Source organism: Flavobacterium sp. GNP010, from assembly GCF_056428945.1.
Window position 1 is genome coordinate 1 of sequence record NZ_JBWJVK010000083.1, and the last position, 3,728, is coordinate 3,728.

Below are 3,728 nucleotides of genomic sequence, written 5' to 3' on the forward strand. Positions count from 1 at the left end.
TGTAGGCTTCAATGATTCTATAGGTAACCAAGTCGTTTGTTCCCATTAATTTGATTGTTTTTAAAGCTTGTGCTTCTGACATTGCATAGCCACTTGCTGAACCAGTAGTTGTGCTTACTTCCCAAAAATATACTGTTTTATCAGTCGATTTGCTGATTTCAAGTTTTTGTTTTTTTGAAATTGCAACTGGATTGATTTTTTCGTTTTCGTTTGCAAAAGAAATTGTGGTTGCCAAGATAAAGGCTGCTAGTGTAAAGTTTTTCATTTTATGATTTTATATTGTTTTATTAACTTTGCAAAGGTGGTTCAGTACTAGATTTTTTTTGTTACATAATACTTTATTTTCCTTGTATAATTCACATTTATTATATTGAAAATCAATTTATTTCGAAATTAGAACAGAATTTAGTGAAAGCCTTTTTTTGCAGTTAGGAATTTTTTTGACATGCTCCGTCTGTATTTTTTTTCTAATTTTCTAAAGTTTTTATGTTGGGAAATGGCCAATCCTTTCGTAGTTTTTTTCATAAATTTGTCGCACACAACTAAAATTATGACTACACTACAACTCATTGATCAAATCAAAACCAAAAAATCATTTCTCTGTATAGGTTTAGATGTTGATTTGAATAAAATTCCACCACATTTACTGCAGCTGGAAGATCCCATTTTTGAATTCAATAAAGCCATAATTGACGCCACCCATGACCTTGCGGTTTCGTATAAACCTAATACTGCGTTTTATGAAGCTTATGGAATAAAAGGCTGGATGTCTTTGCAAAAAACGATTCAGTACATCAACGAAAATCACCCTGAAATCTTCACGATTGCGGATGCTAAACGTGGCGATATTGGCAATACTTCATCTATGTATGCCAAAGCTTTCTTCGAAGATTTGAATTTTGATAGCATAACTGTGGCTCCTTACATGGGGAAAGATTCAGTGGAGCCCTTTTTAGCATTCGAAAATAAACACACAATTATGTTGGCATTAACGTCTAACGAAGGTGCATTCGATTTCCAGACTTTATCCACAACTTCAGAAGGCGCTGTAGGTCAGGAATTATACAAACAGGTTTTAGAAACTTCTAAATCATGGAAGAATGCCCAAAATCTAATGTATGTAGTTGGTGCGACTAAAGCCGAATATTTTACTGAAATTAGAAAAATTGTTCCCGATAGTTTCTTGCTCGTTCCGGGTGTAGGAGCGCAAGGAGGCAGCTTGTCTGAAGTTTGTAAATATGGGATGAGCGATGCTATAGGATTGCTAATCAACTCTTCAAGAGGCATTATTTACGCATCAAATGGAATTGATTTTGCAGAAAAAGCAAGAGCAGAAGCCTTGAAAATACAACAAGAAATGGAAGCGATTATTAGTGTTAAGTTTAAAGTTTAAGGTTTAAATTGGAAGAATGGTAAACTGGGACTTTTTGTAAACCATTAAGAAATTAAGTTTCACTAAGAAATACTTTAAAGCTTGTTTCTCACAACCATTAAGAAATTCTCTTAAAGCTTAATTTTCTTAATTTCTTAATGGTTAAAAAACTACTAATTTATGTTTTAATAATATGAACTTTAAACTTTAAACTTGAAACAAAAAACTCTAATCGATCAAATAGGCACTTCCCATTCATTTGAAACTTCGCCCAAGCGCATTATTTCATTAGTTCCCTCGCAAACGGAATTATTGTATGATTTAGGTTTAGAAGACCGTATTGTTGGGATTACCAAGTTTTGTGTGCATCCGTATCATTTTAAATCGGTTAAGAAAATTGTTGGCGGTACCAAGAAAGTGCATGTCGAGAAAATTAGATTGTTGCAGCCGGATATCATTATTTGTAACAAGGAAGAAAACACACTTGAAATAGTAGCCGAATTGCAGAAAATTTGCCCTGTTTGGGTGACCAATATCATCACGATCGAAGATAACTTCAAGATGATAACCGACTTTGGTCAACTCTTTAATTGCAGAACCGAATCGCAGAAATGGAATGATAAAATAGATTTTGCCTGGAGTGATTTTAAAAACTTTATCAAAGACATGCCGGTAAAAAAAGTAGCGTATTTTATCTGGAAAAACCCTTTCATGGTTGCTGGATCGGATACTTTTATCAATGAATTGCTTAAACTGAACCACTTTCAGAATATTTATGAGAATAAAGGACGTTATCCAGAAATCGAACTCAAAAAAATACGTTTAGAGGGTGATCCTGATTTGGTTTTCCTGTCATCGGAACCGTTTCCATTTAAAGAAGGAGATGCTTTCGAAATTGGCAGTCATACCCATCATGCTAAAACTGTTTTTGTAGATGGAGAAATGTTTTCGTGGCATGGTAGCAGGCTTTTAAAAGCGTTTGACTACTTTAAAAAAATGCATCAAAAATTATAATTCACATTCTTTTAAATCAATTTTCCATAAACATTGCACTCTTGCGGTGTTTTTTACGGTATTAAATTCACCTCCGCGTGCATTTATATTCTGGTTTAAGCTTCTCTATTTCATTTTTATCTTGCAATAATCCTTACTTTGGTGTGGTTTTTTTGCAAATGAACAGCTTACAACTTTTAAAAGTGCAATATTTTTTGTTGCGATTGCGATTTAAAATTAAAGTCCTATTTTTACAAAAAAAATTAAGTGATTAATTACACCATTTACGAAAATAAAAACAGCGATCAATGGGTCACTTTTGTCCATGGAGCCGGTGGAAGCTCTTCTATATGGTTTAAACAAATACGTGATTTCAAGAAACAATACAATGTATTATTATTGGATTTACGTGGTCACGGAGATTCTAAAACCACTTTAAAAACGGCTTTCAAACAGAAATATACTTTTTCGGCTTTAGCCAATGATATTCTTGAAGTCTTAGATTTTCTAGAAATAAAAAAATCACATTTTGTTGGGATTTCATTAGGTACAATCCTCATTAGGCAATTGGCAGAAATGTACCCTGAACGTGTACAAAGCATGATTTTGGGCGGAGCCATACTGAAAATGAATTTCCGTTCTCAAGTATTAATGCGCTTGGGAAACATGTTTAAATATGTCTTACCATATTTGGTGTTATATAAATTTTTTGCGTTTGTAATCATGCCCAAAAAAAGTCACAAGCAATCGCGTGTTCTTTTTATCAACGAGGCAAAAAAATTATACCAAAAAGAGTTTATCAAGTGGTTTAAATTGACAGCCGAAATAAATCCCGTATTAAAATGGTTCCGCCAAGTAGAATTGAATATTCCTACCTTGTATGTAATGGGCGAAGAGGATTATATGTTTTTGCCATCTGTACGTAAGGTCGTAGAGAATCATTATAAATCATCAAAGCTATTTGTCATAGCAAATTGTGGACATGTAGTCAATGTGGAGCAACCAAATGCTTTCAATGATGTGGTTCTTTCTTTTATAAACACAGCTAAATAAAAATTGCCTGCATTAAAAATGCAGGCAATTCTTTAACTAACCAAAACCAAAATAATAAATAACCAGTTTATTACCCTACAAAGGTAGTTTAGAGGATCAGGTTTTGTTGTTAAGATTTTGTTATTACTTTGTTGGATATACGTTAAGGTTTAGCACATTGCAGTTGTTGTATTTTTTTTAGAGAATTAAAATTATATGAAATTATCCTCTATTTTTTAGTTTTAATACTACGTAGCAACTTGATAAGTCATCCAAAAAATAACTCACTAAATACTTTATTTTGCATCCTGCATAGCAAATACCTTTTGCA

The 3,728-nt window shown here is 32.9% G+C and carries 4 protein-coding genes; 3 read left to right on the forward strand and 1 reads right to left on the reverse strand.

Features of this window, described 5'->3' with window-relative positions; all coding sequences use genetic code 11:
- The coding region (locus AC061C_RS15390) for a hypothetical protein (protein WP_478291900.1) at positions 1–265 on the reverse strand (265 nt) is incomplete at its 3' end.
- Between the two features lie 285 nt (positions 266–550).
- Between AC061C_RS15390 and pyrF the strand changes: the two genes are divergently transcribed.
- From pyrF to AC061C_RS15405, 3 genes are all read left to right on the forward strand, one after another.
- Positions 551–1,393 (forward strand): orotidine-5'-phosphate decarboxylase, encoded by an 843-nt coding sequence (gene pyrF, locus AC061C_RS15395; protein WP_478291901.1) that lies wholly within the window; start codon positions 551–553, stop codon positions 1,391–1,393.
- Positions 1,394–1,585: 192 nt separating this feature from the next.
- A complete protein-coding gene (locus tag AC061C_RS15400; RefSeq protein ID WP_478291902.1) occupies positions 1,586–2,386 on the forward strand; it encodes an ABC transporter substrate-binding protein in 801 nt (266 codons plus the stop codon).
- A 246-nt stretch (positions 2,387–2,632) separates the two neighbouring features.
- The gene (locus tag AC061C_RS15405) at positions 2,633–3,418 is read left to right on the forward strand and encodes an alpha/beta fold hydrolase (RefSeq protein ID WP_478291903.1); all 786 of its coding nucleotides are present in this window, start codon (positions 2,633–2,635) and stop codon (positions 3,416–3,418) included.
- The last annotated feature ends 310 nt before the right edge of the window (positions 3,419–3,728 follow it).

What these genes read in the sequence shown, in the direction of transcription:
- pyrF (WP_478291901.1), top strand. Translation starts at nt 551, where the DNA reads ATGACTACACTACAACTCATTGATCAAATCAAAACCAAAAAATCATTT.